We start from the raw sequence: 22,223 nt of genomic DNA, 5'->3' as shown, positions 1-22,223 counted from the left end.
CTTGTATGCTGCGCCCATGCCCGACCTGCCTGCCTTGCCCCGCCTGCCCGCCCTGCCCCGACGCCATGCCCTTGCCGCCTTGGGCTGCCTGTTGCTGGCCGCCTGTGCCACCACTGCACCGGTCTCCACGCGCCCGCCCGCCGACGTGCGCGGCGAGATCGTGCAACGGATGCCGGCCCGGGTGGCCGATCGCGTGCTCTGGGCCGCCGACATCGAGGCCGCGTTCGCCGCCCAGCGCATCGACCCCAGCAGCGAGAACATCTGCGCGGTGCTGGCGGTCACCGAACAGGAATCCGGTTACCAGGCCGACCCCGCCGTGGCCGGGCTGGCGAAGATCGCGCGCGGCGAGATCGACAAACGCGCCTCCTCCAAGCACATTCCCGGTTTCCTGGTGGATGCCGCACTGGCCATCAAGTCGTCCGACGGGCGCTCCTACGCACAACGCCTGCAGCGCGCACGCACCGAACGCGAACTCAGCGAGATCTACCAGGACCTGATCGGGCGCGTTCCCCTGGGCACGCGCCTGTTCGCCGATTCCAATCCGGTGCAGACCGGCGGGCCGATGCAGGTTGGCATCCCGTTCGCCGAATCCAACGCCGCCGGTTATCCCTATCCCGTCGCCAGGTCCATTCGCGACGAGGTCTTCACCCGCCGCGGCGGCCTGTATTTCGGCATCGCCCACCTGCTGGGCTACCAGACCCCGTACACGCGCAAGGTCCATCGCTTCGCCGACTACAACGCCGGCTGGTATGCCAGCCGCAACGCGGCATTCCAGAGTGCGGTCAGTCGGGCCTCGGGGATTTCGCTGGCCCTCGACGGCGACCTGCTGCAGCCCGGCGCGCGCCTGGACAACCCGGGCAAGACCGAGCTGGCGGTACGCGCGCTGGGCAGGGAGCTGCAGATGGATGACCGCGCCATCCGCGAGGGGCTGCAGCGCGGCGACCGCCTGGAGTTCGATGACACTGCCTTGTACTCAAAGGTGTACGCGCTGGCCGAGGCCCGCGCCGGCAGGCCGCTGCCGCGGGCGATGATCCCCGGCATCAAGCTGGAGAGCCCGAAGATCACCCGCGAACTGACCACCGCGTGGTTCGCCACCCGCGTGGACGAGCGCTACCAGCGCTGCATGCAACAGGCCATGCGCTGACCGCTCGGGCCGGCGTTTCCACGTTGCATTAACCACGCGCCTCCGACTATCGGGCTGGCCATCGCGCCGGCATGGCCGCGGTCCGCACGGCGGAGGTCGCATCGGCAAGTCCCCGCAGCGGACCCGGCGCAGCGTTTCGTCCGGACGAAATTGGGATTGCCGGCTGTGCGGCGGGACGATGTCGATCCGCGGCGCCGCTGTTCGTCGCCCTGCCGTCAGCCACGCAGTCGCGGTGCAGTCTTCAAATGCAAGGCGCCATCCCGGCGCCTGCAAGCCAGGGAGGTTTCCATGCCGTACATCGATGGCTTCGTCGCCGCCGTACCCAACGCCAACAAGCAGAAATTCATCGACCACGCCCATGCCGGCGATCCCGTGTTCCTGGACCATGGCGCCACCCGCGTGCTCGAGTGCTGGGGTGATGACGTGCCGCACGGCAAGCTCACCGACTTCCATCGCGCGGTAAAGGCCACCGACCAGGAAACCGTGCTGTTCTCCTGGATCGAATGGCCCGACAAGGCCGCCCGCGATACGGGCATGGCCGCGGCCATGGAAGACCCGCGCCTGAGCCAGCAGGACAACCCCATGCCCTTCGACGGCAAGCGCCTGATCTATGGCGGCTTTACCCCGCTGCTGGAGCTGGGCGATACGACCCGGCCGGCCGGGTACGTGGACGGTTTCGTGCTGGTCGCGTCCACCGACGCCAGGCAGGCCTTCACCGACTACGCCAACACCTTCGATGCGATCTTCATGGAATACGGCGCCACCCACATCATCGAGGCCTGGAACGACGACGTGCCCGACGGCAGCCTCACCGATTTCCGCAAGGCGGTGCAGGCCGGCGAAGGCGAGAGCGTGGCCTTCGCGTGGGTGGAGTGGCCGGACAAGGCCAGTCGCGATGCGGGCATGGAAAGGATCATGCAGGACCCGCGCATGGACCCGGCCAACCCGGACAACCCGCCCATGCCTTTCGATGGCAAGCGCATGATCTTCGGTGGCTTCGTCCCGGTGGTGCAACTGGCCAGATAGGCAGATCCAGGGCAGGTCGACGGAAAAAAAACGCCGGCGGCGCACTGGAAAGCGACAACCGGCGCGATCCATGCGCGCACGACTGCATTTCCCGCCGCATCGACGACGAAAAAGCACCGACGACGACGCTTTGAACGGCGGCGATGACGCTTGAAGCCCCGACGATGACGAAAAAAGCGTCATCGCTGGCGAAAAAAGCGGCAACGGTGGCGGTCAAAGCGGCATGCAAGGCGCTTGAAGTGCCATCGACGACGCTTTTTACCCCACCGGGCAACGTCGAAAGCGTCGTCGATGACGAAAAAAGCGTCAGCGATGGCGCTTTGAACGGCAACGGAGACGAAAAAAGCGTCAGCCGCGGCGCTTTCGACGCTGACAGGCAACGCCAAAAGCGCCATCGATGGCGAAAAAAGCGTCAGCGATGGCGCTTTGAGCGGCAACGGAGGCGGAAAAAGTGCCGACGATGAGGGAAAAAGCGTCATCGGGGGTGCGGGAGGGCCCAGCAGGAGCCAGACTTGCTCCCGTTCGGCCTCCCCAGCATGCATTGGCCACGGCGGGCCCGGGGGCCCCACACCGCACAGCGAGGGTTACGGAGCGGCGGCCAGGACGCCGTCCAGCGTCTCCAGCAGTTGCCGGATCCCGTAGGGTTTGGGCAGGAACGCCGCATCGCCGATGTCGGGGTGGGTACGGTTGGCGAAGGCGGTGGTGTAGAAGAACGGAATACCGCGCTCGCGCAGCAGGCGTGCGACCGGGAAACTGGTCTCGGCGCCCAGGTTGACGTCGAGTATGGCCGCGTCGATCTGCTCGCTTCCGGCCAGCGCCAGGGCATCGCGCAACGTGGCCGCGGGACCGATCACGACCATGCCGCGGTCCTCCAGCACGTCCACCACCAGGGTGGTGATCAGTGCCTCGTCTTCCACCAGCAGGACACGCTTGCCTGTTGCCACGTGGGGCAGTGTTTCCCGGGTGTTGCTCTGCACGGTTCTCACTGGCTGTTCCTCATGATCGATCATTCTGCGCGCTGTTACGTGAGGGGGTCGTGGACACCGGCGCCCTGACTGGAAATTCGATGCCGATGCTGGTCCCCGCTTGCGGATCGGAAGCGACGATGGCCTTGCCACCGTGTTCCTTGGCGATCTCGCTGACGATATACAGCCCCAGCCCGACGCCGCCCCCGGCATCGTGGGCGTGCGATCCGCGCGTCATGGCCATGAACAGCGTCGGCAGCACCGCGGCGTTTATCGACGGGCCATGATTGTGCACGGTCAACGAGGCCATGCCGTCGGCAATGGACGAGGTCACGGTGACGGTGCGGGTGCGGTCGCCATAGCGTTCCGCATTGGCGACCAGGTTGCCCAGCACCTGCAGCAGGCGCTGGCGGTCGCCATCGACCATGCCGGAGCCACGGCGCTTGTGGACGATGGCCAGCGACGGAAAGGACAGTCGCAGTTCGTCGATGCCGCCGGCGATGACCTCGTGCAGGCGGGTGCGCCGGCGGCTGATCGCCAGCGGCCGGCCCGAGCGCGTCAGGGTGAAGTCCAGCAGGTCGGCGATCAGGTTCAGCGCGCGGTCCACCGACTGGTTGATGCGGTTGGCCAGCCGCAGGCGCTTGGGGTCGGTTTCATCCAGGCCGAGCATTTCGGCGCCCACCCGGATGGCGGTAAGCGGGTTGCGCAAGTCATGGCTGACGATGCCGATCATCTGTTCGGCGAACAGGCCGCGGTCGCGCGCCTCCTCCTGCAACGCGGTGCGTTGCTGCAGCAGTTCCTCGGCCTCGGCGCGGGCGCGGATCAGCTCCCGTTCGTAACGGTCGCGGTCGGTGGCCATGAACGCGGCAAGCGCGTGGTAGCTGCGGCCCGATGCCGCTTCATGCATGCGCGCATTGACCACCATCGGCACCTTGTGGCCGTCGCGATGGCGGAAATCCATCTTCACTTCCGACACCGAACCCTGCAGGCGCATCAGCGGCAGCCAGTGGGTCTGGTGGAACATCCTGGCGCCGACCGACAACAGGCCCGGGAACCTTTTTCCGGCCAGCTCGCTGGCCGGGTAGCCCAGCCATTGGCAGAAGGTCTGGTTGGCCTGGACGATGCTGCCGTCCAGTTCGGTAAGCAACAGTCCGCAGGCAGCCCCTTCGTAAAGCGCCCCTGGCTGCGGCAGTTGTGGATCGTCAGGCAACAGCAGCGATCTCCAGGCTGTCCAGGAACGGCCTGATCTCGGCCACGCACGCCAGCGGCGCGCTCATGTGCGGGCAATGGCCGATGTTGTCGATCACGCTCAGTTCGCTGTTGGCCAGGGTCCGCGCCAGGTATTCGCCGACCGGACGCGGCGCGATCATGTCGTCGCTGCTCTGCAGGATCAGGGTCGGCGCGGCCAGGCCTTTCAGGTCGGCGAGGTTGTTGCTGAGGAAGGTGGCGCGGGCGAAACGCGCCGCGATCTGCGGATCGGTGCGGCAGAAGCTGTTGGTCAGCTCTTCGGCAAGCTCGGGCCTTTCGGGCACGCCCATGATGGCCGGGGCCATGGTGCTGGACCAGCCCAGGTAGTTGCCTTCCAGGGTCGCCAGCAGCTCCTCGATGTCTTCCCTGGCGAATCCGCCCACGTAGTCGCCCTGATCTATGTAGGAAGGCGAGGGACCGATCATCACATGGGCCGCGAAGATGCCCGGGATGCGCTTGTCGGCCAGCAGTCCGATCATGGCGCTGACCGAATGGCCCACCAGCACGATCGGCGCATCGTTGAATTGGCTGGCTACCTCGATCAGGTCGGTGGCATACCCGTCCAGGCTGGAATAGCGAACGGCGTCGTAGCAGCTGGCGTCGGACTTGCCGCAGCCCACGTAGTCGAACAGGACCACGCGGTAATCGCGGGCGAACTCGGGGGCCACGAACCTCCACATGTTCTGGTCGCAGCCGAACCCGTGCGCCAGCAGCAGCGTGACCGGCCCGTCCCCAAGCACATGGACGTTGTTTCGATGCCTGATATCCATGAGTGCGCTTCTGTTGTTTTCTTCAATCCTAGCACCCACCCACCCGGACTCCCTCACCCTGCGAACACGGCGTGGCCGCCGCATTCAAGCCGCCCGCCAGACCTTGGGGCGACCTGCATTCCCGCTGCCGGCGTGCACCTCTGGCGTGCCCGGATAAGCATGGCCACTACCCGGCCTGCCCGATGCCCGGCCCGGCTTCGAGCGGACCGACGATGACGCCCGCATGTTTTAGAGCGTTAACTCGCGCACGAAACGGTATCTAGGAAAGGCAGTAAGGTCCCGATGCACCCCTTCCCCTGTCCCGCCTGGAGGCTGTCATGGAACGAAGCGAAGCGCCCCGCATTTCAACGGAACTGGAACCGGACAAGGCGACGCAGGCCAGGAAGCCTGGCGATATCCCCGGCCGGCTGAGCCGCACCGAAACCTTCCTCTACAACGGCGCGCGTTGCATCGACCGGGTGCTCGACCAGTGGCAGGACCGGCCCCTGCGCTCGTTCGCCGTCACCGCCTGCGTGCTGGCACTGGCCTCGGTCATTCCGCACTGATCCAACTGCCTGTCTTCACCACGACGTGCAGCCGGAACCCGATTCGCTGTCCTGCAAGGCCTGCTGCCTGGCGGCCTTGCGGAACAGTTGGGCCGCGGCCAGCCACAGCGCAACGAAAACGGTCGTCAACACGAATACGCGGGTGCCGTCGAGCAGCAGAGCCACCAGGCATGTAGCGGCCTGCGCCAGCGCGGTGGCTTCCATCGCATGCGCCATGCCCAGCGGCCTGAGGCGCGCAATGACCACCGCCAGCAACGCAACGGCCAGTACGCCGGAGAAGACCAGGTTGGCGGTGTTGTCCTCGCTGCCGATGATGCCGACGGCCAGGTTCACCCAGGCCAGCAGGAAGCCGGTGACGGCCGCAAGGCCTGCGCCCAGCACGTAGGCATTGCTGCGCGCCACGCGGATCGCCACTTCATAGGCGCCGCACAGCAGGCCCAGCATCACGCCCATGGTGGCGAAGTCGGACCCGCTCCATTGCACCTCGCGGCTGTACTGCATGACCACCAGCGGCACCAGCAACACGCCGGCCGCCCCGCCCCACATCAGCCACCGCAGCCGGCGCCAGAGCTGGCTGTCTGCCATGTTCATGCTTGCCGTCATTTTCCCGTCTCCGCATCGCGATGGGTGCAGTGTGCGTTGCAAGGGTGGGGCGGCAAGGGAGCCGCGGTGAAGTGGGCATGAAGTGTGGGCAATGGCTGGCGCGCATCTGCATGCGGGAACGCGGCAACGACCACACCGCAATGCAGCTGAACAAACGTCGTGCCGGTGCGGGCGCTTCACGTGTTCCCAACCCGCGACCCGCCAGTGTGCTGGCACCGTTTATCAGTCGCTGGAGCCCCACCATGACCGTTCAGTCCGTAATGACCGCCAACCCCGCCTCCTGCACCGCCTCCACGCCATTGCGCGACGTGGCGCAGATGATGGTCACCCACGATTGCGGCCAGATCCCGGTGGTCGACGAGGCCGGCGCCCCGGTAGGCGTGATCACCGACCGCGACATCACCGTGCGCATGGTGGCCTCCGGCCGCGACACCCTGGCCGGCCGCGCCAGCGACGCCATGAGCAGCCCCGCCCAGACCGTGCGCCTGGACAGCCCGCTCAAGGACGCGGTGTGCCTGATGGAAGCCTCGCGCATACGCCGCATTCCCGTGGTCGATGCCAGCGGCAAGCTGGCAGGCATGGTGTCGCTTGCCGACCTGGCCTTGAATGGCAAGGACCAGGCGACCATGGAAGTGGTGAAGGAAGTCTCCAGCCCAGGTTCCGAAGCGACCGCGGCGAAATAATCACTGCGTGCAGGGCGGGTCTCGACCCGCCTTGCGGCGGCACATGCGCTTCCCCCAACGCGCGTTGCGGTGTCGGGGAAGATGAACCTGTTGGACGCGAAGTTTAATGACGGGGTATTGGCCGCGCACACCCAGGCCGGATCGAGGACCGCCTGAACCTGCCGGTGCTGCGTGCCCCGCCCGATTCAGGCGGATTGCGTGGCCTGGCTCTCGCGGTTGTCCTGGGATTCCGCCACCACTACGGCCGTGCCATAGCAAAGCACTTCGGTCAGACCCGACATGACTTCGGTGGCGTCATAACGCACGCCGATGATGGCGTTTGCGCCCAGCATGCGGGCATGGGCCAGCATGTCGCGGTAGGTTTCGGTGCGTGCCTGTTCGCACAGCTCGGTGTAGATGGTGATGTTGCCGCCAAGCAGCGTCTGCAGGCCGCCGAAGAAGTTGCCGACGATGGAACGCGAACGCACGGTTATGCCGCGCACCAGGCCCAGGTTGCGCACCACCCGGCATCCCGGAAGTTCCATGGCGGTGGTGACCATGCTGTCACCGAGGGTGAGGGCGCGCGTGGGGATGGGCGGCGAGGAGTTGTAGGGATCGGTCATCCGTGTCTGCCTGCAGGTGGGGGCATTGCCCTGCGCCATCTTGAGGTCCCGGCCATGCCGGATCGCCATTCGTCCCGGGCCCCTCGCTGATCGCGGCGCCCGCCGATTTTTTGCCGCAAGCCCCGGGTACGGTTGCGTACCCGGGGCCAGCGTTCCTTACTGCTTGACGATCTGCAGCAGTTCCACGTCGAACACCAGGGTGCTGTTGGGCGGGATCGGGCCGCCCGGGGTGCCGGTTTCGCCATAGCCCAGCTTGCCCGGGATCCACAGCTTGTACTTGCTGCCCACCGGCATCAGCTGCAACGCTTCCTTCCAGCCCGGCACCACCGAACCCAGCACGAACTGGGCAGGTTCATTGCGCTTGTAGGAGCTGTCGAACTCGGTGCCGTCCAGCAAGGTGCCGGCGTAGTGCACGCTCACGCGGTCATCCACTTTCGGCTTGGGTCCCGTGCCCGCGGTGATGACCTGGTATTGCAGGCCGGATGCGGTGGTGACCACGCCTGGCTTCTTGCCGTTGGCGGCCAGGAAGGCCTTCTCCAGCTCGACGTTCTTCTGGCCCTGCACCGCCAGCTCGGCCTGCTTCTTGGCCATTTCCTGCTGCTGCCTGGCCTGCATCTTGGCCGAGAAGGTCTGCATGACGGTCGCCACCTGCTCGTCGGTCATCAGCACCTTCTTGTCGTTGAGCACGTCATCCAGGCCCCGCTTCAGGGTGGCCAGCTCGACCTCGTCCTTGATCGGCTTGAGCGACTTGCCCATGTCCATGCCGATCACGTAGCTGACCTGTTCCTTTTCGTTGGCCAGTCCGGCGATTTTTCCCGATGCGTCGGTCTTGGCCGCGGCATCGGCGCCTTCGGCGGCCTTGTCGCCCGGCTTGCAGGCAGCGAGCGCCAGGGCACAGGAGGCCGCGGCCACGGCGAGGGTCAGGTTGCGCGAAAGCTTCATCAATAAAATTCCAGGGATTGGCGGAGGGGGTGAATAGTGGACTAAAAAACCCGGAAACGGCCCGGAATGCGCATGAACCCGGGGTTGCATGGTCAGCTGGGGGACATGCATACGCCTGTAGGGCGTAGGGCGGGCCTGGCCCGCCTTCTGGCGGTGGATCCCCGCAGCGCGGCTCTTGACCGCCTTCATGCAGCGATTCGAACCAGACCGATCGCCGCCATCGATCCGCTGTAATCACCGAAGGTGGGTCAGGACCCGCCCTGCACCAGCACATTGGCGAGGAAACGGATTCCCCCGTCCTGCAGGCGTTGCGGCATCATCGCCACACACGTTCCGGAGGACGCAGGCATGACCCACCACGGCAAATATCGCGGCACGGTCGTCAGCAATATCGACCCCCTGATGCTGGGGCGGTTGCAGCTGTCGGTACCGGATGTGCATGGCGTGATTCCCTCCGCATGGGCCCTGCCCTGCCTGCCACCGGGCGGTTTGCCGGCGACGCCCGAAGTGGGCGATGCGGTATGGGTGGAGTTCGAACAGGGCGACGCCGACCGCCCGGTCTGGTGCGGGGTGTTCTGGACCGACCCCTCGCGCGTGCCCGAGGCCCTGCGCAATCCGGCAGCAGGCAATGCGCTGTCATTGCGAACGCCCGACGGCGCCGGCATCGCCATCGGTGCGGCCGGCATCGTGATCGACAACGGCAAGGGCGCCAGCATCACCTTTTCCGGCCCGACGGTGTCGATCAACCACGGCGCGCTGGACATCAGCTGATGGGTAATCCCGTGCTCACCGCCGCGTCGACGCTGCTCTGCGCGCATGGCATGCCGGCCATGTCGATCGCAGGCAACGCCCGGGTCAAGGTGTCGGGCTCGCCTGTACTGTGCGTGGGCGATACCGTGCTGGTGCACCCGTGTAACGACACCTCACCCTGTCTCACGCTTCGACTGCAAGGATCGGCGCGCGTACGCGCCTCGGGGCGACCAGTCGCCATCGCGACTGCGGTGGTGTCGCATGCCAACGGCCTTGCTGCGCTGATCGCGGCGACCCAGCAGCGGGTATGGGCAGGCTAGAGATCAGTGTAAAAAAGTGCTCGGGATTTCCCCTTCAGCCGGGGGTGCAGCATCGCGGCGCGGCGTCATCCCATGCGGTGGGCAACCACAGCCGACCCATCGGATGTTGCCCGGCCTGCGAGCTTGGTGTCTGATTCCCTTTCCTACCCAACTTGCGAGGAATTCCATGCGGAACCGGATCGTCACCCTGGCCTGTGCAATCCTGCTGCCAGCCGCACTCGCTGGCTGTGGCTGTACGCGGGAAGATCCCGACTGCGCGGCTGCCGGTGAGGCGCTTTCCGATACTGCGTATCGCGAGCAATTGAAGGCGGCCGTGCAGCGCCTGTTCGATGCGGGGGAACTCGGTGAGATCAACACGCTGGTAAGGCCAGGCATGCCGCCCGGCCTTCCCGGCAGGTACGGGGTCGCTGTCGCGCCCGAGTTCAACGCGCTGGCGTCCAAGCCCCTGTACCAGCGGACCCTGTTCGACGCCCGCGGCCACCTGGTTGCGGTGTTCGTGGGCTGGGCTGCAGGCAAGGGCGTGGTCGTGGACCTGGTGAACGAGGATGGTGTCGTGCCGCCCGACACCTTCGCCCCGATGACCGACTACGGGGATGGCGTCCTGCTGGTCTGTTCTCCAAAGGGCTAGTTACCGCGACTTCGAACGTCGGTCGGCCCTGCGCCGGTACTGGGCGTCATTGACATAGGGCGGGCTCAAGCACGCCGCACGAAGCCGACCTCTGCAGTATTCGTCTCGATTCCCTTCACCAGCAGCCAGAGGGCCAGCGACAGTTCCGCGAGCAGGCACGGCATCAGGATGTAGGGAAACAGCAACGACGCGAGCGCTGGTGCGAGGAAAAGCGCGAAGCTGTTGGTCAGGTAGCAGATGCCCGCGATGACCATCATCACGCCCAGCGTGCGCGGCAGGAAGCGCGAGCGGTAGATGAGTGCGCCGGCCACGATGCAGAACCCGGCAAAGAACACCAGGCTGATTCCGAAACCGTAGGCGAACAACCGCGCCTGCGCGTATGCCATGGCCTGCAGCTGGCTGGAGTCAATCCCCGCAAGCCCGCTATCGGTCAGCATCAGCAGCGGCGCGAGATGATGCAGCAGGTGGATTCCTTCCACCGTAATCGCGACCAGGTCGAAGCCCAGGGCCAGCAGGGCCAGGCTGGCGGATACCCGGCGCAGCATCTCGTAAAGGATCAGGGCCAAGACGATGGCGCAAAGCAGGTAGAACAGGTGTACGCCGAAGCCCAGTCGGTAGAGAGTCGCGCGCTGGAGCAGGTTTTGCGCCGTGGCTGCGGCATCTCCGGCCACGATCAATCGCTCGCGGACGAAGACCTGCGCGAACAGGCCGCCCGCTATGACCAGCAGGTAAAGAAACCCGGCGACCCTGGCCGCAAGCTTGGGTGGCATATCGAGCAGACGTTCTGTCATTGCCAGTTCCTGCGAAGGGAGCGCTGTGCTGCAACCTAACCGCGATCGTATTGGTGTGCGCCTGCCACAAGTCACCCGCGCATCGACCCTGCAGGTCCCATAGGGCGGGCTCAAGCCCGCCGAATGGTCAACCCGGGATCGCAGGCCCAATCCATCGGCAGTCGGCTCGACGCGATGTACCGATGCAGCGAGGAGAACGGCCAATCCACGGCCCGGCGCACGTAACCGTACTTGACCGGGTTGATGTGGATGTAGTCGATGTGATTCCGAAGACTGTCTTCGTCAACGATCATGTGTTCCCAGAACCGTCGCTGCCAGATACCCCGTTCGCGTTTTGCAATGCGTGCATCGGAGCGACGTTCGGTTTTCGGGAGTCGACGGGTGAATCCGGATTTTATGCGTGCCCAGCGATCCGCGTTGTCGGCGTCGCCTTCGGGCAACTGCCACAGGCAATGCAGGTGTTCGGGCATGACCACGATGGCGATCACTTCGAAGGGGCGCGCGCGTTGAGCATCCCGGAACGCGGCGCGCAGGTCGTCAATGCGCTCCACCAGCAGCCGGTGCTTCCGCCGCTCCAGCAGGTTGACGGTGAAGAAGAAGGTGCCGCCCGGCACCCAGACGCGGCGATAGTTGGGCATGCCGCGAGGATGGCGAGGCCGTGCACCCGATACCATCGGCCTATGCCAGAGGGCGATGTAGGAAATTGCCGTCAGATGCGAAGCGCTTCACCTGCCCCGACACCCATGCACCATGCGGTGGGCTTGAGCCCACCCTATTTTCCCCATCACCCATAGGGAGGGCTCAAGCCCGCCGCATGATGCCCGACTTACGGGATCTGTCGAGATTCCAGGGCGAGACTGTCGATATCAACCAACGTGTCCGGTCTGCAAGATCCAGATCAAGAGCCCCGGGTTTCGCTGCGCTCTACCCGGGCTACGTCACTACGGCGCTATGGGATGTACGGACGCGGCCTGGCGGCATCCGTCAACCGACCGCGCGTTGGGAAGAACGCAATCTATCTGCAGGCGGCGGGCTGTCTGCAGGCGCCCGATACTCGATGCGGATCTCACGCATGCCCTCCGGCACGTTCGGGTTCATGGGCTCGGCGCCATTGCAACCCGAATACAGGCGACCCTGCAATTCCAGGCCCATCCTCATAGCCATATCGACCGCTGGACCGGCTGGATCGCGGGCAAGGATGCGGTCTCGATACAGATAAACGATGCCGACACCTCCCTCCTCCACAGCTAGCGTGTGTCCGACTGGCGCTTTCGCCCCATCGGCCAGATGCTCTACGGGCAGTGGCATCCAGCAGGCGCCCGTGCTGGCGATCGTCAGCCGCGGCAGAAGCTCCGTCGCGAAACGCTCAAGCGACTCCCGCACTTGACTCCGCGTATGGGCTTCTTCTTTGACGCTGAAACGTGCCTTGACCATGTACAGCTGATGGAACAGGACGACCATGGCCGAATTGAGGCGCGCCTCACCCGACTTGTAGGCAAGATCCACCGAATATGCGGTGACTGGCGATGCTTTTCCATCCAGGTCGCTGGGACCTGTGGCCAGCTGAAGCGAGCGAAGTTCAGAGATGTCCTTGTCTTTCGACTTTGACCCTTTCAGCCACGTAAGGATCAGCGACTCGCGCTCCCGCTGGGCAATGCCAAGCACCTGTTCCGGGGTGACGGTTCCCATGGGATAGACGAACAAGTCAAGCCAGCCGGCGGTCTCTGCTTCTGATGAATATCGTACCGACACGCCATCGGACACATCGTCGTAGCGCTTCTCGTTCTGTGCCTCCCAATTACCTAGCTTCAACGGGTACAAGATGCGCGTCTCGCGAAGGAAGCCGCCCAGGAACGGCGCCTTGGTTCCTACTGCGGCAACCTTGGGCGCGTCTGCCGCGCTCGCCTGGGATGAGGTGGAAGGCTCTGAACAATGCCCACGTATCGCGGCTTCTCGCTCGGCTTCGAGGACTCCCTTCGCCTGTTTCGCGATCCAGCTGTCATACAGCGGTATCCGCGCCGCGGGATTTGCTTGCAGGACCACCTCATACGCGAGCAGCATGCTGGCTAGTCCTGCAAGCTGCGGCTTTACGGGATCGGTCTTGCTCTCCGGATTCTGCAGCTGGAATACGGCGTTTCCGGCCATGTATTGCACAAGCAGCTCAGGCCCAAAATGCACATCCTTCTTTGGTATCGGCCCGAGGATGTCGCACACCAGGACAGTGACCTCACGCGTCTGCACCAACCAGCGCATCAGCCAGGAACGCATCTGCGGCGCCATCGGATCGAGCGGCTGCTGTTCGAGCGCGCGCGCATAACGCACGGCCTTGTCCCTGTCCAACTCTGCTGCCGGCTCCTGTGCCGGGGCAGTGCTGGAGAGCAATAGTGAAGCGACAACCATGAAACTGACGACAGCCCGTTTCATGGCTTCCCCAGATCGCAATGCTTGACGCGCTAGGGCTGAAGCGCATGTAGTTGATTGACCTGCGCTGTCCGCGGGACCTGCGTATGGGTACTTCACACCCCCACCATCGGCAACTTCAACCCCATCTCCCGCGCACACTGCTTCGCCACTTCATACCCCGCATCCGCATGCCGCATTACCCCGGTGCCCGGATCGTTCCACAACACCCGCGCAATCCGCTTGTCGGCTTCGACCGATCCATCGCAGACGATCACCACGCCCGAGTGCTGCGAGTAGCCCATCCCTACTCCGCCGCCATGGTGCAATGACACCCAGGTCGCACCACCGGCCACGTTCAACATCGCATTCAGCAGCGGCCAATCGGACACTGCATCGCTGCCATCCTTCATCGCCTCGGTCTCGCGATTCGGCGAAGCGACGCTGCCCGAGTCAAGGTGATCGCGACCGATCACCACCGGCGCCTTCAATTCGCCGTTGCGGACCATCTCGTTGAAGGCCAGGCCCAGCTTGTTGCGCAGGCCCAGGCCGACCCAGCAGATGCGCGCCGGCAGGCCCTGGAAACTGATGCGCTCGCGTGCCATGTCGAGCCAGCGGTGCAGGTGCGCATCGTCGGGGATGAGCTCCTTCACCTTCGCATCGGTCTTGTAGATGTCTTCCGGATCGCCGCTCAACGCCACCCAGCGGAACGGGCCGACACCGCGGCAGAACAGCGGACGTACGTAGGCCGGCACGAAGCCGGGGAAATCGAACGCGTTCTTGCAGCCTTCGTCGAAAGCCATCTGGCGGATGTTGTTGCCGTAGTCGAACGTGGGGATGCCCTGCTTCTCGAACTCCAGCATCGCTTCCACGTGCACGCGCATCGACTGCTTGGCCGCGTCGCGCACGCGCTCGGGTTCCACCTTCTGCTCGGCCAGCCACGTCTCCACGCTCCAGCCGATCGGGAGGTAGCCGTGCACCGGGTCGTGCGCGCTGGTCTGGTCGGTGACCGCGTCCGGACGCACGCCCATGCGGACCAGCTGCGGCAGGATTTCGGCGGCGTTGCCCAGCAGGGCGATCGACTTGGCCTCGCCGGCCTTGGTGTAGGCGCGAATGCGGGCCAGTGCGTCGTCCAGGTCGCTGGCCTGCTCGTCCACGTAGCGCGTGCGCAGGCGCATGTCGATGCTCTTCTGCCGGCATTCGATGGTCAGGCTGCAGGCGCCAGCGAGGGTGGCCGCCAGCGGCTGCGCGCCACCCATGCCGCCCAGGCCGGCGGTCAGGATCCACCTGCCTTTCAGGTTGCCGTCGTAATGCTGGCGGCCCATTTCCACGAAGGTTTCGTAGGTGCCCTGGACGATGCCCTGGCTGCCGATGTAGATCCAGCTGCCGGCGGTCATCTGCCCGTACATCATCAGGCCCTTCCTATCGAGCTCGTGGAAGTGCTCCCAGGTGGCCCAGTGCGGCACCAGGTTGGAATTGGCGATCAGCACGCGCGGCGCATCGGCATGGGTGGGGAACACGCCCACCGGCTTGCCCGATTGCACCAGCAGCGTTTCGTTGTCATCGAGGTTGCGCAGCGACTCCAGGATCGCGTCGTAGCAGGCCCAGTCGCGCGCCGCCCGGCCGATGCCGCCGTAGACCACCAGGGAAGTTGGATCTTCGGCCACTTCCGCGTCCAGGTTGTTCTGCAGCATCCGGTACGGGGCCTCGGTGAGCCAGGATTTGCAGTTGAGCTGGCTGCCGCGCGGGGCGCGGATGACGCGGGACGGATCGTGGCGTGGGTCGGACATGGATTCGGGCCTGCTGGACGTGATGACCGGATTATCGCAGCAGCGCCCGCAGGTCGTGGCAGACTTGGGCCGTGCGCCGCCCCGCCCTGACCGCTGTGATCGTGTTGCTCGCGTTGTGCCTGCAGGCCTGCGCGAGCGTGCAACCGCGCACGCGCGTGCTGGTGTTCACCAAGACCGCGGGCTGGCGCCACGATTCCATTCCCGCCGCGGTTGCTGCGTTGCAACGGCTGGGCGCGCAGGAAGGCATGCAGGTGGACCACACCGAGGCGGCGACCTTCGATCCCGGGCTGCTCAAGCGCTACCAGGCCATCGTCTTCGCCAACACTACCCTGGACGTGCTGGACGAGTCCCAGCAGGCGGCGATGGAAGGCTTCATCCGCGCCGGCGGTGGTTTCATGGGCATCCATGCGGCCGCCGATACCGAATACGACTGGCCGTGGTACGGACAACTGGTCGGCGCCTGGTTCAAGAGCCATCCGCCCGGCTTGCAGACCACGCGTGTCGTGTTCGAACACGACGGCGTTGCGACCGGAATTGCGTGGACGGTGACCGACGAAATCTACAACTACCGCAGCAATCCGCGCGCCAACGTGGCGGTGACCGCAACGGTACGCGAGGCCGATTACACCGGCGGGGCCATGGGCGAAGACCATCCTGTTGCCTGGTGCCACGGATTCGACGGTGGGCGGGCCTGGTACACCGGTCTGGGACATGCGGCGGCGTTGTACGCGGACCCACGCTTTGAAATGCAGCTGCGACGCGGGCTGCGCTACGCGGCGGGGCTAAGCGCGGAATGCTGACCCGCCCAAAAGGAACGCCCGGGATTACCGGGCGTTTCCGTTTCCAAGGCTAGATCCCCGTATCAGTGCACCGCGGGATCCAGCCTGCGCAGCGCGTCCTTCAGGTCGATGGCGCCGGTCCGGTCGATATCTTTGCGGTCGTAGGCGCGACCGCTGGCATTGATGCATTTGCGACCCTTGCGATCCGGGGTGGGCGCGATGCGCGAGCCGGTTTCCTTGAGGCAGCCGCGATCGCTGGCAGCGTCCTCGCCCGCTGGCGCTTCGACGGCATCCGGGTTGCTGGCGGCGGCTTCGACAGGTGCTGGCGAAGTCGCAGGTGGGGAGGTCTGAGCCGACGCGGCGAATGCCACGGCGAACAGCGTAGCGACAAGGGTGATGTGTTTCATGGAAACCTCCTGGGCAGCGCGGCCTGCGCTATCGTCTTGCCCTTGATACGCCCGTGCGGCTGTATCCGTCGCAAACCACGCCGCATGCGTTGATGCGGCAGCATCAGCCCGCGGGGCAATCGCCCCGCCTGCCATTGTGGAAAGCCTGAACCGCTGCGGCATCCGCGGGCTGTGGCTTGAGACCATCATCGAATATCACCCGCCACGCGCCATCGGTGTCGCGTTGCCAGACCGAGCCGAAGCGTCCGTGCCGGTAGGCCCCGGTCTTCGGATCCTGGTAAAGCGCCGGACCGCTGGAATAAGCGGTGTCGCCGTCGCCGCCGACGGTGACCACGTCGGGATACCACTCCAGCTTCAGCGCGCTGCCGTCGATGATGCCCTGCCATTCGGCAACGATGGCTTCGCGGCCCAGGGTCGGCTTGCGGCTGACCCCGAATGCGGCCCGTGGATGGACCAGCGCGGCGAAGGCGGCACGGTCGTGGCTGGCGACGGAGCGGGCAAAATCGAGCTCCCGTTGCCAGACCTGGCAGCGCGATGCCTGCGCCGCGGGATCGCCCGTTGCGGTATCACTGGCTCCGGGCTCACTCGCTCCAGGAGCCGCCGGGCCCGAAGCAAGCTCCTCATGGCCGCTGGCAATGGCGACCAGCGACGGCATGGCCAGGGCGATGGACAAGGCAATACACCGAAAGTGTGTCATGCGACTCTCCCTGAACTCTGCCAAGCTTGCTGCATTCCAACAGACCAACATTGCCTATGCGCCTGCCATTCGACAGGGTCGCGTGGCTGGCCGCCTTGCTTGCATTGGCGGCTTGCACCACCACACGCCCCCTACCCTCGGCGGAACCCGTTCCCCTGCTGCTTATTTCCGTGGATGCCCTGCGGGTTGATTACCTGGACCGGGGCGACACGCCGAACCTGGACCGACTGGCGCAACAGGGCGTGCGCGCCGACTGGATGAATCCTTCGTATCCCGCGCTGACGTTTCCCAACCACTTCACCCTGGTCACCGGCCTGCGGCCCGACCATCATGGCGTGGTCCACAACACCATGCGCGAAGAAGGACTGGGCGCATTCCGCGTCGCCGACCTGGCCGCGGTGGGTGACGGTCGCTGGTGGCGCGCCGCACCAGTCTGGATCGAGGCCGAGAAGGCCGGCATGCGCACCGCTGTCTGGGCCTGGCCTGGCGGCGCCGCCGAGATCGATGGCGTGCGCCCGACCCGTTGGGTGCCGTACAACCCGGACATCGGACCGGCCAGGCGTATCCAGGATGTCGTGCGCTGGCTCCAGGAGCCCGCTGCCACCCGCCCGCGCTTCGTGGCGCTGTACCTGGAACAGGTGGACAACGCCGGGCACGACTTCGGTCCGGATGCGCCCCAGACCCGCGCGGCGGTGCGCGAAGTGGATGCGGCGATCGGCATGCTGGTCGGTGCGCTGGAACGCTCGCGCACGCTGGACCGGGTGAACCTGGTCCTGGTTTCCGACCATGGCATGGCCGCCGTGGAATCCGGAAACGTGGTGACGGTCGAAGACATCGTGCCGATGGAAGATGCGGCCGTGGTCAGCATCGGCCAGTCGGTCGGCATCTCCCCGCGCGCGGGTCGAACGGAGGTCGTGGAAGCACGCGTGCTGGGCCGCCACGACCATTACCAGTGCTGGCGCAAGGGCGAACTGCCGCCACGCTGGCATTACGGCAGCAACCCCCGCGTGCCGGCGATCGTCTGCCAGATGGACGAAGGCTGGGATGCGCTTCCTGCCGTCGATGCCGCCAAACGCAAGCCAGGTACCACCCGCGGCTCGCACGGCTACGATCCGGCCCTGCCTTCGATGCGCGCCATGTTCATCGCCCGTGGACCTGCGTTCCGGAAGGGCGTGCGCCTGGCCGCGTTCGACAACGTGGACGTGTACCCGCTCATGACCCGATTGCTGCACCTGCATACCCCCGATAACGACGGTGACATCGCACCCTTGCTGCCGGCGCTGGCGCCTGCGGGCGGATCCACCGACTGATCGGGCGGGGTCCAGGAGATCGGCCTGGAGGGTGGCGGTGTGCCATGGCATTGATGTCCGAAAACGGCGAGTCCGGCACTTTCACCGGTGCTAGCCTGCGCTCATGGAATACCAGAGCACTCCGTCACTGCCGGACCTGCAGGTCTGCGAACAGGCCAGACTGAGCCGCGATGCGCGCTTCGACGGCCTGTTCTTCATCGCCGTCAAAAGTACCGGCATCTATTGCCGGCCGGTGTGCCCGGCGCCCACGCCGAAGCCTTCCAACATCACCTACTACGGCAACGCGGCGGCGGCCGAAGCCGCCGGCTTCCGCCCCTGCCTGCGCTGCCGGCCGGAACTGTCGCCGAGCGATGGAGCGTGGCGCCGCGGCGACGCCGTGCTGGCACGCGCGCTGACGCTGATCGACCAGGGCCTGCTGGCCGAACAGCCCCTGTCGGCACTGGCCGAACGCGTAGGCCTGGGCGAGCGGCAATTGCGACGGCTTTTCGTCGAGCGCCTGGGCGCCGCCCCGGTTGGCGTGCACGGCACCCGCCGCCTGCTGTTCGCCAAGCAACTGCTGACCGAGACCACCCTGCCGATCACCGAGATCGCGATGGCGTCGGGTTTCGGCAGCCTGCGCCGCTTCAATGCAAGCTTCCTTGAGGCCTATCGGATGGCGCCGCGCGATCTGCGCCGCCGACCCGCGGCCGCAGCCGATGGAGTGCTGGTGTTGCGGCTGGGTTACCGCCCGCCGTACGACTTCACCGCGATGCTGGATTTCCTGCGCGGACGTGCGCTCCCCGGCGTGGAGCGGGTCGACCACGAAAGTTATGCGCGCGTTACCGGACCGGCGGCTTCGCCCGGCTGGTTGCGGGTCAGCGCGTGGCCTGGCGGCGACCATGCGCTGCAGCTGGAACTGCGCGGCGTGCCTTCGGTGCAACTGCTGCCCATCGTCAGCCGGCTGCGGCGCATGTTCGACCTGGATGCCGACCCACGGGCAATCGCGGCGGCATTGTCGCGCGATGCGCGCCTGCGGCCACTGCTGAAGAAGTGTCCCGGACTGCGGCTGCCCAGTGGCTGGGATGGGTTCGAGATCGCCATGCGCGCGATCATCGGCCAGCAGGTCAGCGTGGCTGCGGCACGCACCCTCACCGCCCGACTGGCGCAGGAATTTGGCGCAGCGCTGCCGGTCGGTTTCGCCGAGGGCATGTCGCACCTGTTCCCGACTCCCGAAGCGCTGGCCGAGGCCGACCTCCGCCGCATCGGCCTGACCCGCACGCGTGCCGAGACGGTACGCACGGTGGCTCGCGCGGTGCTGGACGGCCGCGTGGATTTCAACGGCGAACGCACCCTGGACGATTTCGTGTCCCGCTGGGTCGCCCTGCCGGGGATTGGTCCGTGGACAGCCAGCTACATCGCCATGCGCGCGCTGGGCCATCCGGATGCGTTTCCCGCCGAGGACCTGGTGCTGCAAAAGGCTTTTCCCGGCAGTCCTGCTACCACACAGGCGGAGGCAACGCGGATTACCGCGAAGGCGCTGACCGCGCGCGCCGAGGGCTGGCGCCCCTGGCGGGCGTACGCGGTGATGCAGTTGTGGAAGGATTCGATGGGTGATGGAAAATCGAAGACCGTCGCAAAGGATCCAGCGCGAAAAATTACCGCCGTCATTCCCGCGAAGGCGGGAACCCAGTGACTTCCGCTGTTTCGATCGGCAAACCCGACAGGCTCCGAATTTTCGTGGCGGGGATGACGGATTTTTCAAAAAACAAAGCAAAGCAAAAGCAAAAGCAAAAGCAAGAGCACCCTCCTCAATCCTCCCCTGCGCTGCGCGCAAGGGAGGAGGCAGAAGCAGAACCGAGGTATCGAGAGCACCCTCCTCAATCCTTCGCTGCGCCCGCGCAAGGGAGGAGGAAGAAGCAGAACCCAGGTATTGAGAGCACCCCTCCTCAATCTCCCCTGCGCTGCGCGCAAGGGAGGAGGCAGAAGCAGAACCGAGGTATTGAATGATCCACTACCAATACATGAACAGCCCCGTCGACCCCCTATTGCTCGCCGCCGACGAACAGGGATTGCGCCTGATCGAATTCCACCGCCCCCGCCATGCGATGGCGCGGGTGGCCCACTGGAGTGAAGGCGACAATGCGGTGCTGCAGGCCACGCGGGTACAACTGCAAGAGTATTTCAGTGGCACGCGCAGCAGTTTCGAACTGCCGCTGACGCCGATGGGCACGCCGTTCCAGAAGCAGGTGTGGTTCGCGCTGGCCGCTATTCCCTACGGAAGCACCATCAGCTATGCGCAACTGGCGCTGCGCGTGGGCAAGCCCAGCGCAATGCGCGCAGTCGGCGCGGCCAACGGGCGCAACCCCTTGCCCATCGTGCTGCCCTGCCACCGCGTCATTGGCGCGGATGGTTCGCTGACCGGCTTCGGTGGCGGCCTGCCGACCAAGCAGTTCCTGCTGGAGCTGGAAGGCGCCTTGCCGCGCGCGGACGACCTGTTCGCCTGATTGTCTCGGGTTCCGGCCCCGTGCCGGAGCGGACCGCTAGTCGGCTAGCAGGGTTGCAAGGGTGGCGCGATAACGATGCGCGATGGATTCCCGATCGCGGTGGCGTCCATCGGCGACCCACTGCTGCCCACCCACGTGCACTTCGGCCACCGCATTGCGGTTGCCGCTGAAGATCCAGCGATCCACCACGTCGCCATCGCTGGCACCGGCGAGGATCGGCGCATTGGCATCCAGGACCAGCAGGTCGCCACTGCCGTCCTGGCCGGTGGGCGCGCTGCCGCTGGCCAGTGCGCCGCGCAACAGGGTCTCGCCGACGCTGCTGGAATCGGTGCCGACCGCGATGTTGCGATGGCGGGTGACCAGGCGCTGGCCGTATTCGAGCCAGCGCAATTCCTCGACCGGGGAGACCGAGATATGCGAATCCGAGCCTATGCCCCAGCTGCCGCCGGCATCGAGGTAGTCACGCAAGGGAAACAGGCCGTCACCGAGGTTGGCCTCGGTGGTCGGGCAGATGGCCACGGTGGCGCCGCTGGCCGCCAGCCGCCTGGTTTCCTCGGGCACCAGATGGGTGGCATGGACCAGGGTCCAGCGCGCATCGACGTCAAAATTGTGTTGCAGCCACTCCACCGGGCGCGCACCGCGCAGCGACAGGCAGTCCTGCACTTCACCGATCTGCTCGGCGATGTGGATATGCAGCGGCACGTCGACAGGCAAGGCGCTCAACACCTCGCGCATTGCGGCTTCCGGCACCGCACGCAGGCTGTGGAAGGCACAGCCGATGCGCAGCAAGCCGTCCTGTTCCGCACGCAGGGCCTGGTGCAGCTGCAGGAAGGCCTCCAGGTCGTGGCCGAAGCGCTGCTGGCGCGCCGACAGCGCGCGCCCGTCGAAACCACCACTCATGTACAGCACCGGCAACAGGGTCATGCGGATGCCGGTGTCGCGCGCGGCGGCGATCAGGGCCCGCGACATTGCCGCCGGATCGGCATAGGGACGGCCATCGGGCGCATGGTGCAGGTAATGGAACTCGCAGACGCTGGTGTAGCCGGCCTCCAGCATTTCCACATACAGCTGCGAGGCCACCGCGTAGGTGCTGTCCGGATCCATGCGCGCGGCGAAGCGGTACATGGTCTCGCGCCAAGTCCAGAAGCTGTCCTCCGGATGGGTCTGGCGTTCGGCCAGCCCGGCCATCGCGCGCTGGAACGCATGCGAGTGCAGGTTGGGAATACCTGGCAGTTGCAGGCCGTGCTGCGAACGGGTGACTAGCGATGCGGGAACATTCATCGCCGCATTCTCGCCTACCCTGACGGACAGCGCGAGGTGCCCCGCCTAGTTGGCCGGCT

The 22,223-nt window shown here is 65.8% G+C and carries 25 protein-coding genes and 1 pseudogene; 13 read left to right on the top strand and 13 right to left on the bottom strand.

The genetic code is table 11. The features are described 5' to 3' along the window. The first annotated feature begins 16 nt into the window (after positions 1-16). The 4 genes and pseudogenes from DT603_RS10920 to DT603_RS10910 all read left to right on the top strand — a co-directional run bounded on the left by DT603_RS10920 (position 17) and on the right by DT603_RS10910 (position 2,634). Complete coding sequence (locus DT603_RS10920; protein WP_162349906.1) at positions 17-1,144, top strand: DUF1615 domain-containing protein; 1,128 nt, start codon at positions 17-19, stop codon at positions 1,142-1,144. A gap of 288 nt (positions 1,145-1,432) precedes the next feature. Next, a pseudogene (locus DT603_RS16085) lies at positions 1,433-1,792 on the top strand (DUF1428 domain-containing protein); the annotation flags it as partial. Beyond that, on the top strand, positions 1,781-2,170 hold the full coding sequence (locus DT603_RS15970; RefSeq protein WP_246191777.1) for a DUF1428 domain-containing protein: 390 nt from the start codon (positions 1,781-1,783) through the stop codon (positions 2,168-2,170). The pseudogene DT603_RS16085 and the gene DT603_RS15970, both read left to right, overlap by 12 nt. A gap of 143 nt (positions 2,171-2,313) precedes the next feature. After that, positions 2,314-2,634: a hypothetical protein gene (locus tag DT603_RS10910; RefSeq protein ID WP_162349904.1), complete on the top strand. Its 321-nt coding sequence runs from the start codon at positions 2,314-2,316 to the stop codon at positions 2,632-2,634. 120 nt (positions 2,635-2,754) lie between these two features. Here DT603_RS10910 and DT603_RS10905 read toward each other — a convergent pair whose 3' ends face one another. Genes DT603_RS10905 through DT603_RS10895 form a run of 3 tightly spaced genes read right to left on the bottom strand, consistent with a single transcriptional unit; the run spans position 2,755 to position 5,153 of the window. Then, positions 2,755-3,156, bottom strand: coding sequence for a response regulator (locus DT603_RS10905; RefSeq protein ID WP_162349903.1), 402 nt, complete (start codon positions 3,154-3,156; stop codon positions 2,755-2,757). A gap of 10 nt (positions 3,157-3,166) precedes the next feature. Further along, positions 3,167-4,345, bottom strand: coding sequence for a PAS domain-containing sensor histidine kinase (locus DT603_RS10900; protein WP_211368390.1), 1,179 nt, complete (start codon positions 4,343-4,345; stop codon positions 3,167-3,169). Beyond that, positions 4,338-5,153, bottom strand: coding sequence for an alpha/beta fold hydrolase (locus DT603_RS10895; RefSeq protein WP_162349902.1), 816 nt, complete (start codon positions 5,151-5,153; stop codon positions 4,338-4,340). Before DT603_RS10895 ends, DT603_RS10900 begins: the two co-directional genes overlap by 8 nt. 317 nt (positions 5,154-5,470) lie before the next feature. Here DT603_RS10895 and DT603_RS10890 point away from each other — a divergent pair, with 317 nt between their 5' ends. Continuing rightward, on the top strand, positions 5,471-5,698 hold the full coding sequence (locus DT603_RS10890; protein WP_162349901.1) for a hypothetical protein: 228 nt from the start codon (positions 5,471-5,473) through the stop codon (positions 5,696-5,698). Between the two features lie 15 nt (positions 5,699-5,713). On the opposite strand, the gene DT603_RS10885 is transcribed toward DT603_RS10890, so the two are convergent. Then, positions 5,714-6,289 carry a hypothetical protein gene (locus tag DT603_RS10885; protein WP_211368389.1) on the bottom strand — a complete coding sequence of 192 codons (576 nt, stop codon included), beginning with the start codon at positions 6,287-6,289 and terminating at the stop codon, positions 5,714-5,716. A gap of 254 nt (positions 6,290-6,543) precedes the next feature. Between DT603_RS10885 and DT603_RS10880 the strand changes: the two genes are divergently transcribed. Beyond that, positions 6,544-6,984, top strand: a complete 441-nt coding sequence (locus tag DT603_RS10880) for a CBS domain-containing protein (protein ID WP_162349899.1) — start codon at positions 6,544-6,546, stop codon at positions 6,982-6,984. 185 nt (positions 6,985-7,169) lie between these two features. On the opposite strand, the gene DT603_RS10875 is transcribed toward DT603_RS10880, so the two are convergent. Both DT603_RS10875 and bamJ read right to left on the bottom strand, forming a co-directional pair. After that, the gene (locus DT603_RS10875; RefSeq protein WP_162349898.1) at positions 7,170-7,586 is read right to left on the bottom strand and encodes a YbjQ family protein; all 417 of its coding nucleotides are present in this window, start codon (positions 7,584-7,586) and stop codon (positions 7,170-7,172) included. 156 nt (positions 7,587-7,742) lie between these two features. Further along, positions 7,743-8,528: a BamJ family beta-barrel-assembly machinery protein gene (gene bamJ / locus DT603_RS10870; RefSeq protein ID WP_162349897.1), complete on the bottom strand. Its 786-nt coding sequence runs from the start codon at positions 8,526-8,528 to the stop codon at positions 7,743-7,745. A 348-nt stretch (positions 8,529-8,876) separates the two neighbouring features. On the opposite strand from bamJ, the gene DT603_RS10865 reads away from it, so the two are divergent. The 3 genes from DT603_RS10865 (at position 8,877) to DT603_RS10855 (ending at position 10,226) form a co-directional block, all read left to right on the top strand. After that, positions 8,877-9,299 carry a phage baseplate assembly protein V gene (locus DT603_RS10865; RefSeq protein WP_162349896.1) on the top strand — a complete coding sequence of 141 codons (423 nt, stop codon included), beginning with the start codon at positions 8,877-8,879 and terminating at the stop codon, positions 9,297-9,299. Continuing rightward, entirely contained in the window at positions 9,299-9,598 is a 300-nt protein-coding gene (locus DT603_RS10860) for a PAAR domain-containing protein (protein ID WP_162349895.1), read from the top strand. The genes DT603_RS10865 and DT603_RS10860 overlap by 1 nt, the downstream gene beginning before the upstream one ends. A 166-nt stretch (positions 9,599-9,764) precedes the next feature. Then, positions 9,765-10,226, top strand: coding sequence for a hypothetical protein (locus tag DT603_RS10855; RefSeq protein ID WP_162349894.1), 462 nt, complete (start codon positions 9,765-9,767; stop codon positions 10,224-10,226). 65 nt (positions 10,227-10,291) lie between these two features. On the opposite strand, the gene DT603_RS10850 is transcribed toward DT603_RS10855, so the two are convergent. The 4 genes from DT603_RS10850 to hutU form a co-directional block, all read right to left on the bottom strand. After that, entirely contained in the window at positions 10,292-11,017 is a 726-nt protein-coding gene (locus DT603_RS10850; protein ID WP_162349893.1) for a DUF4386 domain-containing protein, read from the bottom strand. 110 nt (positions 11,018-11,127) lie between these two features. Further along, a complete protein-coding gene (locus DT603_RS10845; RefSeq protein ID WP_162349892.1) occupies positions 11,128-11,655 on the bottom strand; it encodes an REP-associated tyrosine transposase in 528 nt (175 codons plus the stop codon). Positions 11,656-12,001: 346 nt separating this feature from the next. Beyond that, the gene (locus tag DT603_RS10840; RefSeq protein ID WP_162349891.1) at positions 12,002-13,441 is read right to left on the bottom strand and encodes a hypothetical protein; all 1,440 of its coding nucleotides are present in this window, start codon (positions 13,439-13,441) and stop codon (positions 12,002-12,004) included. A 92-nt stretch (positions 13,442-13,533) separates the two neighbouring features. Then, a complete protein-coding gene (gene hutU / locus DT603_RS10835) occupies positions 13,534-15,207 on the bottom strand; it encodes a urocanate hydratase (RefSeq protein ID WP_162349890.1) in 1,674 nt (557 codons plus the stop codon). A gap of 71 nt (positions 15,208-15,278) precedes the next feature. On the opposite strand from hutU, the gene DT603_RS10830 reads away from it, so the two are divergent. Further along, a complete protein-coding gene (locus tag DT603_RS10830) occupies positions 15,279-16,007 on the top strand; it encodes a ThuA domain-containing protein (RefSeq protein ID WP_162349889.1) in 729 nt (242 codons plus the stop codon). 62 nt (positions 16,008-16,069) lie between these two features. On the opposite strand, the gene DT603_RS10825 is transcribed toward DT603_RS10830, so the two are convergent. Both DT603_RS10825 and DT603_RS10820 read right to left on the bottom strand, forming a co-directional pair. Then, on the bottom strand, positions 16,070-16,393 hold the full coding sequence (locus tag DT603_RS10825; protein WP_162349888.1) for a hypothetical protein: 324 nt from the start codon (positions 16,391-16,393) through the stop codon (positions 16,070-16,072). Between the two features lie 103 nt (positions 16,394-16,496). Next, complete coding sequence (locus tag DT603_RS10820; RefSeq protein ID WP_162349887.1) at positions 16,497-17,090, bottom strand: YybH family protein; 594 nt, start codon at positions 17,088-17,090, stop codon at positions 16,497-16,499. A gap of 56 nt (positions 17,091-17,146) precedes the next feature. On the opposite strand from DT603_RS10820, the gene DT603_RS10815 reads away from it, so the two are divergent. The 3 genes from DT603_RS10815 to DT603_RS10805 all read left to right on the top strand — a co-directional run bounded on the left by DT603_RS10815 (position 17,147) and on the right by DT603_RS10805 (position 20,883). Then, entirely contained in the window at positions 17,147-18,400 is a 1,254-nt protein-coding gene (locus DT603_RS10815; RefSeq protein ID WP_162349886.1) for an alkaline phosphatase family protein, read from the top strand. A 103-nt stretch (positions 18,401-18,503) separates the two neighbouring features. Then, positions 18,504-20,072: a DNA-3-methyladenine glycosylase 2 family protein gene (locus DT603_RS10810; RefSeq protein WP_162349885.1), complete on the top strand. Its 1,569-nt coding sequence runs from the start codon at positions 18,504-18,506 to the stop codon at positions 20,070-20,072. A gap of 310 nt (positions 20,073-20,382) precedes the next feature. Further along, positions 20,383-20,883: a methylated-DNA--[protein]-cysteine S-methyltransferase gene (locus tag DT603_RS10805; RefSeq protein ID WP_162349884.1), complete on the top strand. Its 501-nt coding sequence runs from the start codon at positions 20,383-20,385 to the stop codon at positions 20,881-20,883. A gap of 36 nt (positions 20,884-20,919) precedes the next feature. Here DT603_RS10805 and DT603_RS10800 read toward each other — a convergent pair whose 3' ends face one another. After that, positions 20,920-22,194, bottom strand: coding sequence for a formimidoylglutamate deiminase (locus DT603_RS10800; RefSeq protein WP_281350914.1), 1,275 nt, complete (start codon positions 22,192-22,194; stop codon positions 20,920-20,922). Between the last annotated feature and the right edge of the window lie 29 nt (positions 22,195-22,223).

Origin of the sequence: Pseudoxanthomonas gei, from assembly GCF_010119615.1 — a bacterium.
GTDB lineage: Bacteria > Pseudomonadota > Gammaproteobacteria > Xanthomonadales > Xanthomonadaceae > Pseudoxanthomonas_A > Pseudoxanthomonas_A gei.
This window is presented reverse-complemented; position numbering and strand designations above follow the sequence as displayed.

Coding starts and splice junctions, on each gene's coding strand:
- DT603_RS10920 (WP_162349906.1), top strand. CDS start 17: ATGCCCGACCTGCCTGCCTTGCCCCGCCTGCCCGCCCTGCCCCGACGC.
- DT603_RS10910 (WP_162349904.1), top strand. CDS start 2,314: ATGACGCTTGAAGCCCCGACGATGACGAAAAAAGCGTCATCGCTGGCG.
- DT603_RS10895 (WP_162349902.1), bottom strand. CDS start 5,153: ATGGATATCAGGCATCGAAACAACGTCCATGTGCTTGGGGACGGGCCG.
- DT603_RS10890 (WP_162349901.1), top strand. CDS start 5,471: ATGGAACGAAGCGAAGCGCCCCGCATTTCAACGGAACTGGAACCGGAC.
- DT603_RS10885 (WP_211368389.1), bottom strand. CDS start 6,289: ATGAACATGGCAGACAGCCAGCTCTGGCGCCGGCTGCGGTGGCTGATG.
- DT603_RS10880 (WP_162349899.1), top strand. CDS start 6,544: ATGACCGTTCAGTCCGTAATGACCGCCAACCCCGCCTCCTGCACCGCC.
- DT603_RS10875 (WP_162349898.1), bottom strand. CDS start 7,586: ATGACCGATCCCTACAACTCCTCGCCGCCCATCCCCACGCGCGCCCTC.
- bamJ (WP_162349897.1), bottom strand. CDS start 8,528: ATGAAGCTTTCGCGCAACCTGACCCTCGCCGTGGCCGCGGCCTCCTGT.
- DT603_RS10865 (WP_162349896.1), top strand. CDS start 8,877: ATGACCCACCACGGCAAATATCGCGGCACGGTCGTCAGCAATATCGAC.
- DT603_RS10860 (WP_162349895.1), top strand. CDS start 9,299: ATGGGTAATCCCGTGCTCACCGCCGCGTCGACGCTGCTCTGCGCGCAT.
- DT603_RS10855 (WP_162349894.1), top strand. CDS start 9,765: ATGCGGAACCGGATCGTCACCCTGGCCTGTGCAATCCTGCTGCCAGCC.
- DT603_RS10850 (WP_162349893.1), bottom strand. CDS start 11,017: ATGACAGAACGTCTGCTCGATATGCCACCCAAGCTTGCGGCCAGGGTC.
- DT603_RS10845 (WP_162349892.1), bottom strand. CDS start 11,655: ATGCCCAACTATCGCCGCGTCTGGGTGCCGGGCGGCACCTTCTTCTTC.
- DT603_RS10840 (WP_162349891.1), bottom strand. CDS start 13,441: ATGAAACGGGCTGTCGTCAGTTTCATGGTTGTCGCTTCACTATTGCTC.
- hutU (WP_162349890.1), bottom strand. CDS start 15,207: ATGTCCGACCCACGCCACGATCCGTCCCGCGTCATCCGCGCCCCGCGC.
- DT603_RS10825 (WP_162349888.1), bottom strand. CDS start 16,393: ATGAAACACATCACCCTTGTCGCTACGCTGTTCGCCGTGGCATTCGCC.
- DT603_RS10820 (WP_162349887.1), bottom strand. CDS start 17,090: ATGACACACTTTCGGTGTATTGCCTTGTCCATCGCCCTGGCCATGCCG.
- DT603_RS10815 (WP_162349886.1), top strand. CDS start 17,147: ATGCGCCTGCCATTCGACAGGGTCGCGTGGCTGGCCGCCTTGCTTGCA.
- DT603_RS10810 (WP_162349885.1), top strand. CDS start 18,504: ATGGAATACCAGAGCACTCCGTCACTGCCGGACCTGCAGGTCTGCGAA.
- DT603_RS10805 (WP_162349884.1), top strand. CDS start 20,383: ATGATCCACTACCAATACATGAACAGCCCCGTCGACCCCCTATTGCTC.